This window comes from Phyllobacterium bourgognense (genome assembly GCF_003337575.1).
Lineage (GTDB): Bacteria > Pseudomonadota > Alphaproteobacteria > Rhizobiales > Rhizobiaceae > Phyllobacterium > Phyllobacterium bourgognense.
The window spans coordinates 205,792-220,309 of record NZ_QPJM01000008.1 but is presented as its reverse complement, the minus strand read 5'-3'; the positions used below and the strand labels follow the sequence as shown (position 1 = coordinate 220,309).

Annotated in this window: 13 protein-coding genes; 9 read left to right on the top strand and 4 right to left on the bottom strand. The window is 57.7% G+C overall.

Annotation, left to right across the window (positions count from 1 at the left end; genetic code table 11):
* The 6 genes from C7476_RS15785 to C7476_RS15760 all read left to right on the top strand — a co-directional run.
* On the top strand, positions 1-189 hold a 189-nt coding region (locus C7476_RS15785), incomplete at its 5' end, for a helix-turn-helix transcriptional regulator (RefSeq protein WP_147274663.1).
* A gap of 217 nt (positions 190-406) precedes the next feature.
* Complete coding sequence (locus C7476_RS15780) at positions 407-1,096, top strand: ATP-binding cassette domain-containing protein (protein WP_181872457.1); 690 nt, start codon at positions 407-409, stop codon at positions 1,094-1,096.
* On the top strand, positions 1,093-1,770 hold the full coding sequence (locus tag C7476_RS15775) for an ABC transporter permease (protein WP_114430854.1): 678 nt from the start codon (positions 1,093-1,095) through the stop codon (positions 1,768-1,770). Before C7476_RS15780 ends, C7476_RS15775 begins: the two co-directional genes overlap by 4 nt.
* A gap of 10 nt (positions 1,771-1,780) precedes the next feature.
* The gene (locus C7476_RS15770) at positions 1,781-2,539 is read left to right on the top strand and encodes an ABC transporter permease (protein ID WP_114430853.1); all 759 of its coding nucleotides are present in this window, start codon (positions 1,781-1,783) and stop codon (positions 2,537-2,539) included.
* A complete protein-coding gene (gene alr, locus C7476_RS15765; RefSeq protein WP_114430852.1) occupies positions 2,536-3,726 on the top strand; it encodes an alanine racemase in 1,191 nt (396 codons plus the stop codon). Before C7476_RS15770 ends, alr begins: the two co-directional genes overlap by 4 nt.
* Positions 3,719-4,558 (top strand): transporter substrate-binding domain-containing protein, encoded by an 840-nt coding sequence (locus C7476_RS15760; protein ID WP_114430851.1) that lies wholly within the window; start codon positions 3,719-3,721, stop codon positions 4,556-4,558. Before alr ends, C7476_RS15760 begins: the two co-directional genes overlap by 8 nt.
* 342 nt (positions 4,559-4,900) lie before the next feature.
* On the opposite strand, the gene C7476_RS15755 is transcribed toward C7476_RS15760, so the two are convergent.
* On the bottom strand, positions 4,901-5,248 hold the full coding sequence (locus C7476_RS15755; protein ID WP_114430850.1) for a hypothetical protein: 348 nt from the start codon (positions 5,246-5,248) through the stop codon (positions 4,901-4,903).
* A 515-nt stretch (positions 5,249-5,763) separates the two neighbouring features.
* Between C7476_RS15755 and C7476_RS15750 the strand changes: the two genes are divergently transcribed.
* The 3 genes from C7476_RS15750 to C7476_RS15740 all read left to right on the top strand — a co-directional run bounded on the left by C7476_RS15750 (position 5,764) and on the right by C7476_RS15740 (position 7,608).
* Positions 5,764-6,906 carry a helix-turn-helix domain-containing protein gene (locus tag C7476_RS15750; protein WP_245426376.1) on the top strand — a complete coding sequence of 381 codons (1,143 nt, stop codon included), beginning with the start codon at positions 5,764-5,766 and terminating at the stop codon, positions 6,904-6,906.
* A gap of 189 nt (positions 6,907-7,095) precedes the next feature.
* Positions 7,096-7,287 (top strand): hypothetical protein, encoded by a 192-nt coding sequence (locus C7476_RS15745; RefSeq protein WP_114430849.1) that lies wholly within the window; start codon positions 7,096-7,098, stop codon positions 7,285-7,287.
* A 114-nt stretch (positions 7,288-7,401) separates the two neighbouring features.
* Positions 7,402-7,608, top strand: coding sequence for a hypothetical protein (locus C7476_RS15740; RefSeq protein WP_147274662.1), 207 nt, complete (start codon positions 7,402-7,404; stop codon positions 7,606-7,608).
* A 46-nt stretch (positions 7,609-7,654) separates the two neighbouring features.
* Here C7476_RS15740 and C7476_RS15735 read toward each other — a convergent pair whose 3' ends face one another.
* The 3 genes from C7476_RS15735 to C7476_RS15720 all read right to left on the bottom strand — a co-directional run bounded on the left by C7476_RS15735 (position 7,655) and on the right by C7476_RS15720 (position 14,104).
* On the bottom strand, positions 7,655-9,346 hold the full coding sequence (locus tag C7476_RS15735; protein ID WP_114430847.1) for a translocation/assembly module TamB domain-containing protein: 1,692 nt from the start codon (positions 9,344-9,346) through the stop codon (positions 7,655-7,657).
* Between the two features lie 481 nt (positions 9,347-9,827).
* Complete coding sequence (locus tag C7476_RS15725; RefSeq protein WP_114430846.1) at positions 9,828-12,974, bottom strand: efflux RND transporter permease subunit; 3,147 nt, start codon at positions 12,972-12,974, stop codon at positions 9,828-9,830.
* A complete protein-coding gene (locus tag C7476_RS15720; RefSeq protein WP_245426375.1) occupies positions 12,971-14,104 on the bottom strand; it encodes an efflux RND transporter periplasmic adaptor subunit in 1,134 nt (377 codons plus the stop codon). The genes C7476_RS15725 and C7476_RS15720 overlap by 4 nt, the downstream gene beginning before the upstream one ends.
* Positions 14,105-14,518: the final 414 nt, after the last annotated feature.

Genomic DNA, 14,518 nt, shown 5'->3' with positions numbered 1-14,518 from the left:
CCCTATGCCTTCATTATCCGGCGCAGGATCGAGCGGGCAAAGGACTTTCTGCGCCATTCCTCGATGCCGGTCACCGATATCGCCCTGTCATGTGGCTTCTCCAGTTCAAGCCATTTTTCCAATGCCTTTCGCCGGGAAGTGGGTACAACCCCCGTGGCATATCGCGGCGCCTGGCCGGGCAAAGCATAGCAATGATTTACTGATCAGATCCCGCAGCTGCATCAATTTACTGCAAGCACCCTCGCGTTGGCTGTCGCATCTTCGCGAAAACAAACGAGGGTCTCCAGTGCATACGCAATCTGATAACGATCAATTTCAGCCCCGCATTTCTGACAGCAACGCCCCGCTGCGCGTCAAAAATCTGAAGAAGCGCTTTGGGACGCTCGAGGTCCTCAAAGGGATTTTCATGACCGCGCAGCGCGGCGATGTCATTTCCATCTTGGGAAGCAGCGGTTCTGGAAAAAGCACGTTTCTGCGATGCCTGAACTTTCTGGAAGAGCCGAGCGAAGGTGAGATCTGGATTTCCGGCAGACGCGTCAGGAGGGGCGGAAGTCTTGCGGGTTACCAAGAGGTCAACGCCGTGCGCGCCAAGCTGGGAATGGTCTTCCAGCACTTCAACCTCTGGTCGTGCAAGACTGTTCTGGAGAACATTATCGAAGCACCAATCCATGTTCTTGGTATTTCTAAACAGAATGCGTGCCTTCGGGCAGAAGAGCTGCTCCTCAAAGTGGGCCTGGCTGACAAGCGTCACGATTACCCGGCGCATCTTTCCGGCGGGCAACAACAAAGGGTCGCGATTGCTCGCGCTCTGGCCATGCAACCGGAAATCCTTCTCTTTGACGAACCGACATCCGCGCTGGATCCAGAGTTGGTCGGAGAGGTGCTGAAGGTCATTCGATCGCTCGCCGATGAAGGGCGTACGATGCTCATTGCTACCCACGAACTTGGATTTGCCCATCACGTGTCCAACCGCGTCGTCTTCCTCTACCAGGGACAGATCGAAGAGGAGGGCAATCCGGACCAACTTTTCAGCGAGCCCTCCTCGCCGCGGTTTAAACAGTTCCTGTCGGCACATTTCGGGGAACGTGGCCAATGACGGAATTGCAAGGCTTTGGCGATCAAATCGCCCTTGGCGCATTCACGACACTTCGTACAGCATGCACCAGTCTGGCGCTGGGTATCGGCGTCGGTCTGTGCGGAGCCTTGGCCAAACGCAGCCGGTTTCAGCTTATACGGTGGCTCGCTGACTGTTACACCACGATTGTTCGCGGTGTTCCCGAGCTTCTGATTATTCTTATCCTGTATTTTGGCGGCACCGTTGCGCTGACAACGGTGTTCGGTCGCTACGTCGAGGTCGATGCCTTCGCCGCCGGCGTATTTGCACTGACGATCGTTTTTGGCGCATACGCGACCGAAGTCTTCAGGGCAGCCATTCAGGGGGTGCCTCCAGGGCAGATTGACGCGGCTCAGGCTCTTGGCCTGTCGAAGTTTTGCCTGTGGCACCTGGTGATTCTCCCGCAGATGTGGCGTTACGCATTGCCTGGCCTCGGCAATCTCTGGCTCACACTGCTAAAGGATACCGCGCTGATTTCCGTGGTCGGCCTTGAAGATCTGATGCGCAAGACCAGTATCGCTGCGGGATCAACCCACGACCCCCTGACGTTCTATTCGATCGCTGCCGGCCTCTATCTGTTGTTCACCTCCGTTTCGCTGGTCGGCCTGACATGGCTCGAGCGACGCGCCGACCGCGGCGTGCGGTTCGCGCAATGAGGCGGTTGTCATGAACCTGCATCTCATTGTCGAAGTTCTGCCCCTTCTTCTCGAAGGGATGCTCCTTACGGCGCAACTGACGGCAGCGTCCGTTGCCATCGGCCTTCTCATTGCGGTTCCGCTTGCGCTGTTGCGAACTTCGCCGTCTTCCGTTCTTTCCTATGCCGTTCTCCTCTACACGTTCGTGTTCCGTGGTACCCCTCTGCTGGTACAACTATTTCTCATCTATTACGGCGCCGGCCAGCTGGAGTGGATACGCTCAAGCGCCGCCTGGAGTATCTTGAGAGAGCCTTACTGGTGCGCACTCATCACGTTCTCCCTCAACAACGGGGCCTATACGACGGAGATTTTGCGTGGAGGAATTCGGGCGGTTCCCTCTGGTGAAATCGAAGCTGCAAAAGCACTCGGCATGTCCTACGCGTTGCGCATCCGACGGATCGTTCTTCCTGCCGGCTTTCGGCTCGCCCTTCCGGCGTACGCCAATGAGGTCGTCTTGATGCTGAAGGCGAGTTCTCTCGCCAGCACCATCACTCTCATGGAACTGACCGGCACGGCGCGCAAGATCGTGGCGCAGACCTTTTCTCCTTACGAGGTATTCATAGCGGCGGCCCTGATCTATCTCGGCTTCACATTCCTGATCGTTTGTCTCTTTGGCCGATTGGAAAGGCATATGACAAAGCATCAGCAACGCGCCGGACTCAAGAACAACAGCCGCTCACGCATCAGGGCAGCCGCAAAAATCTCCGCATCGCAGAAAGTGGCACCATGAGGACGGTTGCGGTGCCTCGATCAGGCGTACGCGCTGCAGATCAGGCCAGCGCCGCAATGTTGCGCGGTAGCTGGTACGAGATCGACCTGGATGCCATTTGCCACAACTACCGGCAACTGCGCCGCCATCTGCCTTGCCACGTCAAGGTCTATGCCTGTCTGAAACGCAACGCATATGGATGCGGCGCTGGTCCGGTCGCTTCTGCTTTGGCCAAGGAGGGTGTCGATGGTTTCGCGGTGGCTTCTCTGCTCGATGCCATCGCTATTCGCCAGGAAGGCGTATCCCAGCAGCTTCTGCTCTATCCGGGTGCCCTGCCTGCGGCCGCGCCGACAATTCAGTCGCTTGATCTGACCGTCAGCGTTTCGAGTATGGACGAGCTGGAGCAATGGCGGGCTGCCATCACGAGACTGCGTGTGTTCATAAAAGTCGACCTCGGGTTCTTCCGCGCCGGGGCCACGCCTTTCGATGCGGGTAAACTTCTGGCCGCAGCGGCAGGTCTTGCCGATGTGCAAGTCGAGGGCATTTACGCCCACATGAGCGAGCTGCCGGCCATGCAAGGCTCAGATGCGGACAAGCAATTCGATAGAATGCAGGCGATCTTGCGCGAGGCCAGCGGTTTCGGCTGGCGCCCCGCTGTGGTCATGATGTCCAGTACAGAGGGCGTGCTAAACCATCCGGACATGGACTTCGATGCCGTTGATCCAGGAGCGCTGTTTTTTGGGCTTCCGGAGTCCGACAGGCCGACCCGCCCGGTCATGCTGCGCCCGGCCCTGAAATCCATTTGTTCAAGCCTGGTTTCGGTCAAGCGCCTCGATACTTCCCTCGGACCCGCGCCGACCATTTTCGGGAAGAATCCAATGATCCTCGGGGTGATTGGCATGGGCTGGGGAGACGGGCTTCCCAGGCAGATTCCAGACGATGCGGTGGGCCTCGTGCGGGGGCAGCGAGCCCGGCTGCTGCCTCCCGCCCATCTTGAACACATACGCATCGACTTAACCGATGTTCCGGAAGCCCGCTACGGGGATCAGGTCGTGCTGCTCGGCCGTCAAGGTGAGCAATTCATCACGCATGAAGAAGTCGCCGCCCTCTGGGGGACCGATATCGTCGGCCTTTATGCGCAGCTCAGAGATCATATCCCGAGGATTTACAGCGCAAGGCAAACTGACAAGGGGATCCACAATGAATAGGTTCAAACTGCCACTGTCTTTACTTCTGGCTGCCTTGATTTTCGGGCAGGCGAGTGCCCAGGACGGCAAAACGATCAGGATCGCCACTGAAGGCGCATTTCCACCCTGGAATTCAGTCGACACATCTGGAAAACCCGTGGGCTTTGACATCGATGTCGGCACGGCGCTTTGTGAGCGGGCCAAATTAAAATGCGAATTTGCGACACAGGCATGGGACGGTATCATTCCCGCTCTGAACGTCGGCAAGTTCGATGCCATCATGGCCGGAATGTCGATCACCGAAAAAAGAAAGCAGGTTATCTCCTTCTCAAAACCCTATGCCCTGACCTCCAATTACTTCGTGGTCAGAAAGTCGCTCGGTCTTGCCGAGTTGGCCAGCCATTTGAAAGTCAATCTCTCGTCCGAAGCGGAAGAGGAGAGAGGCATTCTGCAAGCCCTGAAGGACGATCTCAAAGGAAAAATCATCGGCGTGCAGGGATCAACGAACGCCGAAGCATTCGTCCGGGAGTATTTTGGCGATGCCGTTGAAATCCGGACATACGACAAACAAGACAATCTCAATCTTGATCTGGTTGCAGGCCGCATTGATGCTGGATTGGCAGACTACTCCGTCTGGAAGGCTTTTCTGGAGTCGAAGGACGGTGCGGTGGCAGCGCTCTACGGTCCGAGAATTTCGGGCGGCCTCTTTGGCCCAGGTGTCGGCATTGGCTTGCGCAAGCAGGACAAGGAACTTGCCGAACGGTTCAATGGTGCTATCGAAGCAATTGAAGCGGATGGTTCGCTGAAAGCGATAAGCCTCAAATGGTTCGGCGCGGATCTGGTGTCGAACTGAACCAGCATTTGCGACGGATTGGCCAAGGGTTTGCAAGCGACGAGCAGCAAAGTGCATCGGGAAAGGATGCACAAGATGGGTATCATCCTCGGTGACGCTGTAATTTCAGGCCGTTTGGCCAGCCTAACCAATCAAGGCGCGGCTTGAAGATGGGTGTCGACCTCAAGGGACTCCTGTGAACGTGCGACTTTGTAAGGCATCTTTAAAGACTCGCATTGTCGAAGATCAGCTCTTGATCCATGCCAGGCGATACCGTGGCCACCATGCGGAAGAGTGTTGAGCGGTTCGCCATAGGTAGTGCTGAGAGAAAACCTCAAAATGCTTTAAAGAACTGCTCGGCCATCATTCTCGACCCTTCCTAACGATGTTTTCGCCGCCTACACGGTGACTGCCTGGGACATTTTCCGGGCGATCACCTATTAGGACGACTGCATCCACTATTGTGGTCGTCCACCAAGGGTCGGAATCTCTCGCGAGGCGAACCACATCCTCCAGGTCGAGCCCGACAACGTTCGGAACGAAGCCGAGTCTGTCGGACTGCTCCCGAAGGTTTTCCCGGACTACCTCCACGACCTCCGAGAGATGGTCTCTGTCAGCGATGAGGCCAACATCAAGGTCGCTCTCCGGATCGTCTTCCTTCCGACGTTGCTGGAAAGATGTCGCGAGAAAGGAAAATGGCAAGCCAGCCATTCATAGCACCCGGACACGGGGACTGCTGCTTCTCGTTCGAATTGGCGGGAATCGACTCGGACAACTTAGCCTAAGTCGGCGAGCGTCGACCGGAAGTTTTGCCATTGTTGGCACGAGTAGTGAAAAGAGTTCGGTGCACTTTGTTTAACGCAACTGCAATCCCTTAGATCGGCTTCACTGTGGAGGGCGGCAGCAGCCGATGAAAAGACTCGGCGATTGAGGTTACTTCGCCTTGTCTTTGCTTTAGGATTTTCAGTGTTGAAGAGACTTCATTACCAAATGCTTGGACGGTCGGCATTGGTTAAGCCGTGGATTGGAGGATTTGTCCGAAGCGGATAGAGTTACGGACTAAACAATTCGCATTAACTGTGTTATACGATTTTTATTACCACATATATGATGATGTGACCATCTAAGCTCCAAGGGTCATAAGCACTGCTATTTACACGCTGGTGTGCAACCAGGTCGAATGTTTCAAAAAGTTCTGCAGTCATTCTCGTGAGGGTGGTGACGCTATGAGGTCCGAAACTGCGCTAGACCAAGATCGGTTTCCCGGCACATACCGCGATGCAATCGCAATGGTATCAGATCGCGCCATGCCTGATCCGGGGCGAATTGTGCGCGCGCCATTGCACCTGCGGGCCTATGAGCTCACAACGCACGACCTTCCCCCAGGCTATCAGTTTGAAGCTTGGCGCACCAATTTCGCATCCATTCTTGAATTGAATACGCCCGAGGATGTGACCGTCGGCTTTGGTGGCAAGCAAGTCACTTGGGACCTCGGCTGCCTTGCCTTCTCACGCATCAAGACCGATGCGTTGAGATTTGCCAGCCTGCGCGGACATACACGGCGGGATTCCCTCGATCACTGGACATTGACGATGTTACTGCATGGCAGCGTCAACACGATTGCGCCAACCAGGACTTTTGAGGGTGGTGCAGGCGTCGTGCAGGTTCACTCACTCGGCCGGACTTTCGAAGGAACCGTCACCGATAGTGAAATGCTGACGCTGTTCGTTCCACGCGATTTTTCTTACGAAGTGACTAACACGTTGAGTGGCGCGGAATTCTCGACGCTCGACACCGGGTTGGGCCGTCTATTCTCCGATTTCATGATCGGCCTTGCCAAGCGGCTGCCGGCAGTCGAGGAGGTTGATCTTCCTGCTTTGGTAGCTGCGACGCGGGCGATGATTCTGGCTTGCGTTTCTCCAAGCGCGGATCATCTGGATGAGGCACGGGAGCCGATTGCGAGGGCCCTGATCGAAAAAGCGCATCGGATCGTCCAGTCCAGATTGTTCGATCCGGCACTTCGGGCCGAGACCCTGCGGCGTGAGCTTGGCGTTTCGCGCTCGCGGCTCTATCGCTTGTTCCAGCCGTTCGGCGGCGTCACGCATTATATCCAGCATCGACGCCTGCTCGACGCGCATGCGGCGCTTTCCGATCCGAATGATCAACGTCGTATCATCGAGATCGCCGAGCAACGCTGTTTCAACGATGGAACAGAATTTAGCCGTGCCTTCAGACGCGAGTTCGGGTGCAGTCCTACCGATGTCAGGAGCGGGCAAACGGCCCGCCCGCCATACAGGACCACGGCCGACGTTAAGGCGTACGCGCCCGAAGAGCGGTTCGGCGCGCTACTGCGCAGACTTCACGGCTGAGGATGAGGCAATCGCTTTTGGATAGGGCGATCGACGTTTGAGGGAACTCACATCCAACATAACGTCAGATCGTTGGTTTTAAACCATAGGGTGGATGGATTGAGCAACCTGGCGCGGGCTGCTCAGTTCACGTGCTGTGGATGAAATAACTTGTTTCTTTTTATTCCTCAAAAAGAGCGGAGTTTCGATATGGCCGCAAGCAGCTACAACGTGTCTCCCCTGATGAAGAAGGTCATCGGGCTGGCCGCAATCGTTCTCGGATTTCTCCTTACGGCAACAGGTTATAGATACGGATCGCCTGAATTCACTACTGTCGGGATTGCCATGCTCGCTCTTGGCCTGGTCTTACTGGTGCTTATGATTGTTCGACGCAATCAATGATGCGAGTTCTCGCCATGCTGGACATGGTGTTGGCGCGACTGCGACCTAACCGAGACTGCGGCGAGCGGGAATGGCGGCATTGAAGATCAGATGGCAGGCCGCCTGGGAGGCAATATGAAAAAAGTCAGTATAACCAACTCGGCGCTGTGGGGGCTTGTTATCGGGTTCTTATGCATGGCAGCGATAATCTTCTTTACGGGAAGAGCTCGCAGCGTGCCTGTGGCCGGGTACGTGATCGACCTGCTCGGCGGTGCTGTAGCCGGGGCAGGTGCGTTCTCCCTTGTGGCATGGATTCGGAATTTGACCATGCGCGCGAAATAGCTAGGCATAGCCCCTTCAGAACGGTGCCCGCATATTTTCCGGCGGGCTACCGCGATTTGACAAGGCCCGAGAATCCCGCGATGGCCAGCAGGCTCAGTGCCCACCCGATAACAGACTGGAAGAAGAAATAGTGCAGGGCAAGGGATCCTGTCGGCTTTGACGGGTCCGGCCGCCAATATTCTCTTTGGCCCAACTCCATTACGGGCAAAAGCGTATCGAGCGAATACATCAATGGGCGGAATCCCGGGTAGCTTGAGGCTTCGGGCTGATTCAAAAAACACTCCATTTGAGATTGCCCGGCTTCGGCACGCCCCGCAATGACCTGTCCTACCGACGGCATATAGACGGTTTGCTCCTGCCCGTGCGCGCACATTGTCCACTCGAGGGAACGAAGCATCACAGGGCTGTTGGGCTTGAGCGCGCTGTTCCGCTCCGCAAAATCGAACACCGTCGCTCCGATAACCCAAAAAAGAAAAAGCCAAAAAAGGGCGTAAAGCGGTTGGCGTCCGTAGCGGACTGTGACAGCAAGAATTCCGTCGCTGGAAGCCAGTGCAATCCACATCCACGGATTTCTTGTTCGGGCCCGCCGCGCCCGCCGTTGAAGCCGTTCTTTCTCAATCAACACGGTGCGGGCATCTTCATCGTGGCCCATGTCGCGAAGGACCGCTGAGAGCTGCTCGTAGGGCTGAGGCCAGAATTCCTCTTTCCATCGCTCAGGCACTTGCCGTGCCAGCCAGCTTAACCTGCTTTTCGCATCCACTGGCCCACCGATGAACGCGTCGTATCGGCAGCGGTTGAGTAGTAGATTTCCCGGTTGGGGCCAGCTTGCCTCGTCATCGTAAATCGCGCCGATCGCCGCCGCAGTCAGATCGAGCACTCCACCGACCGACGCGTTGTTGCGCAGAAAAAATGCGCCGCCTATCCGGGCCCTGTTGAGCCGCAAACAGTAACCACCAGGCTGGTTGAGGGTGGCAGACCCGCAATGAACATTTCCTCCGAAATCAGCGCCCCACAAGCGCGTCTCGCCTGCGATCATCGATCCTTTGAGGACCAGATCGCCGCGGACGGCGACGCCTTCACCGTCCAACGCCAGTCCTTCAGGCCGTTCAATGCGCGCGCCGGCAGCATTGATATCTGCACCAATCCGTGCACCCGACAGGTCGATACTTCCTTTAATATCCGCTCCGCGAAGCAGGACACTTCCTCGAACTTCTAACTGATCGGCAAGGATCGCCACCTGTTCCGGCAGCACCAACGTGACCGCATCAGCCTCAATGTTACCTCCTATTCGAGCCCCGGACAGGCGAATTTGGCCCGTCAAGGTTGCGCTGCGCAAGGAAAGTTCCCCCCGGGCTTCAAGCCGATCGGCCTGCAGGCCCGGCAGGGACGAGCCATCGAGGAAAAGATTGTCGATGACGGCTGACCGAAAAACAGGAGGGGCGTCGAAGAGGCAATCCTTAAGGCCGATGTCCCGTTGGAAACGGCAGCCTTCGAGATCGAGCTTGCCGATCACGCGCGCCCCGCTAAGCCTTAGGCCCTTCTCATGCAGTCGATGGCCGCTGTCAACGCCAAGAAGGAGAAAACGAACCAACTCCGCGCGTACGATCCTGTCGGGGTCATCCCATTCCGGCCGAAGGCCATCGCCCAGCCTTTCGAAATCTCCCGATCCCAATTCCGCGACCAACTTGACTTCAGCGGGGTTGAGGGGCATGAAATTTTCGAGCTTGATCGGGACCATCGGTCAGTCCTTTTGCTTCCTCGCACTCACGTTCCGATGCAACAGCGATATCCGCGGGAGTCACCTCATCGTGGTTTTGATTTATCCGCTACGGCAGTGCCGGTACAGGCCCAGTTTATCTTCTTCTTCCTATCCGTCGGACATCGACGACACGGCCATTGCTCTGCCTGACGGCAACCTCGAACCGGGTATTTCCTCGCCATGCGCGATAAATAAAGAACCGACCACGGCAGTTTATGCGCCGGATGTTCCGGAAGCCGCGATTGCGGAGCAGCCTTTCGCCTTGACTGCAGCTAATTCCCCTGCCTCTGTTCAGATTGGTGCCGATCGTGATGCTGACCGACTGGGCAATGGCGGCGGTGGGGAGCGCCACAGGCGTCATCACCAGGCTAAGAACAAGTCCCAGCGGTACAAACAAATTCTTGCGCAAAATTCCCTCCATGGACATGGCTGCAACGCCGGGTTCATTCTCGACCAGGGTTCAGCCCTCCCTCGTCGACCGGATCTCCTCCTCAATTCCGAACAACCGACGCTTCACAGTCTCCCTGATGGTCTGGACGAGAACGTAGAGAACAGGAATCAGCAGAAGGCCCGCGATCGTGCCCAAAATCAGCCCGCCGAATACTGTCGCGCCAATCGAGCGCCGGCTGCCGGCTCCCGCGCCCGTCGCGATCACCAGCGGTATCACGCCTAATATTGATGCCGCAGCCGTCATCAGCACCGGCCGAAACCGCTCGGATGTTCCAGCTACGGCTGCTTGCATCGTTTCCATTCCCTCTTCGCGCCGTTCCTTCGCGAACTCGACGATGAGAATGGCGTTTTTGGCGGCGAGGCCGATCAGCAGCAGCAGGCCGATCTGCGCATAGATATTGAGGTCGATACCGGCCACGAGAAGCGCGAACAGCGCGCCAAGCACGGCAACGGTCACTGACAGCATCACAGCGGCGGGGATACTCCAGCTTTCATATTGGGCAACGAGGAACAGATAGGTGAAAAGAATACCCATGAGCACGATGACCGTGATCTGGTTGCCCGCCTGCTTTTCCTGAAGCGCAAGTCCAGTCCACTCGAAGCCGAAGCCGGACGGCAAAACCTGTTCCGCCAGGGACGCCATGGCTGTCAACGCCTGTCCCGTGCTCGCCCCGGGGGCGGCCTGCCCGTTTACGGCCGCGGCAGGAAACAGATTGTAGCGGCTGATGGCATTGGGGCCATAGGCCGTCGCTGCGGTCAAGAGCGCCTGCAGGGGAAGGAGTGCCCCGCTTTGGCTACGGACCCGCAGCCGCTGAATGTCCTCTATCCGGCTGCGGAACTCGGGCTCGTCCTGGAGGCGGACCTGGTAGACGCGCGAGAATATGTTGAAGTCATCAACGTAAGAAGACCCGAGATGCGCCTGCAGGGCGCTGAAGATCGTCGAGGGGGAAATCCCGTAGAGCTCCGCGCGCTTGCGATCGACATCCAGGTAGACCTGGGGAACATCGGCGGAGAACGTGCTGAAGACACCCGCCAGCCCGGGTGTCTGGTTTGCCTTGACGATAAGGCCCCGCATCGCTTCGGCCAGCTCTTCCGGGCTTTGGCCACCACGCGCCTGCAGCCGCATGTCGAAACCGCCCGTCGTTCCAAGACCGGGGATGGCCGGGGGGTTGAAGGGCACAATGGACGCGGTCGAAATCTTGGCAAACTCCGAGCGCATGTGGCTCATGATGGCGTCGACGCTCTCGCCGGACCCTCGTTCGCTCCATGGCTTCAGCGCAGTGATGACCATACCAGTGTTGGATCCACTGCCGCCGATCATGCTCATGCCGGAAATGCCGATGGAGTTGGCGACGCCGGGTGTCCGCTGCAACACCGAAACGACGCTCGCCAGAGTCTGTTGCGTTCGTTCAAGCGAGGCGGCATTCGGAAGCTGGACGTTGATGAAAAGGTAGCCCTGGTCCTCCGCAGGCACAAATCCTGTCGGCAGAAAGCGGTAAAGCCCGTAAATGCCGCCGAAGATGACCAGGACAACAGCCGCCGCGACTGGCAGCCGTCCGCCAAGGGCGGAAAGCAGTTTGAGATAGAAATCGCGCGAGGCGGTAAGGCCACGATTGAAAGATCCGAACAGTCTGGAGCGAACGGGCTGCGGAGGCCGGAGCGTGAGCACGCAGAGCGCCGGGCTCAGGGTCAAGGCATTGATGGTGGAGAACGTGATCGTGACGAGGATGGTGACCGCGAACTGCTGGTAGAGCTGCCCGGTAATGCCCGGCAGGAAAACAATAGGGACAAAGAGGGCCGCGAGGACGAGTGTGGTCGCGACGATGGGGCCGGTAACCTGCCTCATGGTGCGTACCGTCGCTTCGCGTACCCCGAGCTGGTCCTCTTTCATGATGCGCTGCACGTTTTCGACGACGATAATGGCATCGTCCACGACGAGGCTGATGGCGAGCACCATGGCAAAAAGCGTAATCGTATTGGCCGAATAGCCAAGCAGGTAAAGAACGGCGAATGCTCCTATAAGCGACACAGGAATCGTCAGGGTCGGAATGATTGTCGCGCGCCAGTCCTGCAGGAAGATATAGGTGACAGCGACCACCAGCGCGAACGTGATCGCGAGCGTGAGGCCGATCTCCTTGATCGTCTCGGTCAGGAACGTTGTTGTGTCGAAGGCGACCGTATAGGCCATGTCGTCAGGAAACTGTGCCGACAGCGTTTGCAGTTGGGTGCGAACCGCGTTGGCGACGGCAAGCGCGTTGGCGTCGGAGGATTGGTAGACGACGACGGTGGCGCTGGTCTGTCCATTGAATGTGGAGGCGGTGTCATAGGATTGCGCGCCGAGTTCCACACGGGCGACATCGCGGAGACGGACGATAGCTCCGTCCTTGTTGGTGCGAATGACGATGTTTCCGAATTCCGTCTCGTTTGTGAGGCGGCCCCGCGCAGTCACTGTAAGCTCAAGCTGTTGACCGCTGACAGAAGGTGCGGATCCGAGCTGACCCGCTGCCGCCTGCACGTTCTGGGATTGGATCGCGAACGTCAGGTCGGCGGCCGTGATGCCGAGGGCCTGCATGCGGTCAGGATTCATCCAGATCCGCATGCTATAGACAGGTCCGAAGACGCTTGCCTCGCCGACACCGGCCACGCGGGCAATGGCATCTCGGACATTGATCGTCGCGTAATTGCTGATGAATATCTCGTCTCTCGTGCCCTTTGGTGAATAGAGCGCGATCCCCATCAGCATGCTTGAGGAGCGGCTTCGCACCGACACGCCCGTCTGCGTGACCGCAGCCGGAAGGCGCGCCGTCGCCATGGCGACGCGGTTCTGCACGTTCACCTGGGCTATCGCCGGATCGGTGCCCACTTCGAACGTGACGGTCAGCGAATAGGTCCCATTGTTGCTGCTGGATGAGGACATGTACAGCATGTCCTCCACGCCGTTGACCTGGTCCTCGATCGGCGCGCCGACGCTGTCAGTGAGCACGCTCGCGCTCGCGCCGGGATAACTTGCCGTAACCTGCACCTCCGGCGGTGTTATCTGCGGAAACTGTGCGACGGCAATTTGCGTGAGGGCTAGCGCCCCGGCAATGGTCATGACGACCGCGATCACTATGGCCAATCTCGGCCGGCCAATGAACGGTGCCGAGATGTCCTTCATGGCTTCGCCCCAGGCAAGGGAGGGGTGAAGCCACTTGAAGGATCAGCGAGCGGGTCGCTGACCTCAGTGACTCTGACGACGGTGCCGGGAGGAGCATTCTGTATACCCTCCACAACGAGCTTCTCGCCGCCTTTGAGACCGTCGTCGACGATCCAGTTTCTTCCCTTTTGGGTTGAGACGGTTATCCTGCGCGTTTCGACCTGGTTCTTGGCGTCGACGACAAACACAAATTTGCCTTCACGGTCTTGCTGAACCGCACCGACCGGCACCACGGGCCGCAGATTTTGCTTGAGTTCCTTCACGACCACGGTGACGAACTGCCCCGGCACGAGAAGCGACTGCGGATTATGAAACAGAACGCGGACGGCGATCGTGCCGGTCTGTGCATCGATTTCATTCTCGAAGTATTCGATCTCGCCGGCCTCGTCGTATTGACTGCCGTTCGACAGCCGCAGACCAGTCGTGAACTGTTTCGCCAGCGCATCTTTGCTCAAGCCCCCCGCAGCTGCGCGAAGGTCAAGTATCGTCCGGTCGCTGACGGAAAACACCACGCGAATGGGATCCATCTGGACCACGCGGGCCAAAGCACCGGATGAAGTTCCGACGAAGCTTCCCACCGAGAAAGCCGCTGTGCCGATCCGGCCGTCGATCGGGGAGTTTATACGGGTGTAGCTCAGATTGAGATCTGCTTGACGCACACGCGCTTCGGCCGACATGACCGTGGACCTTGCCGTTTCCAGCGCGGTCTCGCTCTGCTCAAGAATTGATTGGGCGATGGTCTGCCTGTTTATAAGGGAGCGGTTGCGCTGCAGCTGCCGCTCCGCCTCGGTGAAACTGGCCCTGGCGCTGACAAGCGCAGCTTGCGCATCTGCCAGAGCGATCTCGTAAGTGTTCCTTTCGATAAAAAAGAGGTCCTGGTCCTTCCGGACGGTCGAACCCTCGCCGAAGAGCCTGTTTTCCAGGAAGCCGTCGATGCGCGTCAGAATATCGACGGCGTTGAGCGCTTCGACGCGCCCTATGAATTCAGTGGAACGGGAGGTATCTTCGATGACCACGGGCGCAACGCCGACCACGGGAGCGTCCTGTGCCTGCGCACTGCTTCCAAGGCTCAAGGCAACAAGAAGTGCCAACGGTCTTCTCCAAAACCATGTCAAGATTGTCGTTCCTTTCATGTGCTCCGATTCGCTGCCTTGGCTTGACCGAACGAACCTGAACTATCTCCTACTCCCAATTCTGCGTACATCGACGACGCGGCCATTGCTTTGCCTGACGGCAATCTCGAACCGGGAATTTCCTCGCCATGCGCGGTAAATAAAGAACCGACCACGGCAATCTATGCGCCGGATGTTGCGGAAGCCGCGATTGCGGAGCAGCCTTTCGCCCTGGCTGCAGGTTATCCCTCTGCCTCGGTTGAGATGGGTCCCGATCGTGATGCTGACGGACTGGGCAATGGCCGCGGTGGGCAACGCCAGAGGCGTTATCAACAGGCCGAGGAGAAGCCCCAGCGTTACAAAGAAATTCTTTTTCAAGCATTCCTCCATGAC